Here is a 611-nt window from a genome sequence, read left to right as displayed (position 1 = left end):
CCGGTTCTGATGCCGGTTCGGATGACATGGGTTCGGATGACGTGGGCTCGGATGACGGATCGTTGGAGGGGTCCCTCGATGGGGGTTCGCTCCAGCCGTTGATGACGGGTTCTGCTGCCGGGTCGGAGGATCTTGGCTCTGATGAAGGGTCGCTGGAGGAGGGGTCCCTGGATGCGGGTTCGCTGGCGCCGTTGTCGGCGGGCTCGGATGCCGGCTCGGAGGAGGGGTCGCTGGAGCCCGGTTCCGCCGAGGGCGGATCGCTTGTGGCCGTGACTCTGCTCCTGGCGCTCGGATCGTCCGGTTCCGAGGGGGGTGATGGCTCGCTCGCGCCGTTGTCGGCCGGTTCTGATGCCGGTTCGGATGACATGGGTTCGGATGACGTGGGCTCGGATGACGGATCGTTGGAGGGGTCCCTCGATGGGGGTTCGCTCCAGCCGTTGATGACGGGTTCTGCTGCCGGGTCGGATGATCTTGGCTCTGATGAAGGGTCGCTGGAGGAGGGGTCCCTGGATGCGGGTTCGCTGGCGCCGTTGTCGGCGGGCTCGGATGCCGGCTCGGAGGAGGGGTCGCTGGAGCCCGGTTCCGCCGAGGCCGGGTCGCTCGCGACCGTG

General features: G+C 68.1%; 1 pseudogene. It reads left to right on the top strand.

Features of this window, described 5'->3' with window-relative positions:
• Nucleotides 1-26: 26 nt before the first annotated feature.
• Nucleotides 27-611: pseudogene (locus AC3DEV_RS05155) on the top strand (hypothetical protein); the annotation flags it as partial.

This window comes from Dietzia sp. IBK-p2-15D (genome assembly GCF_057773105.1).
This window is presented reverse-complemented; position numbering and strand designations above follow the sequence as displayed.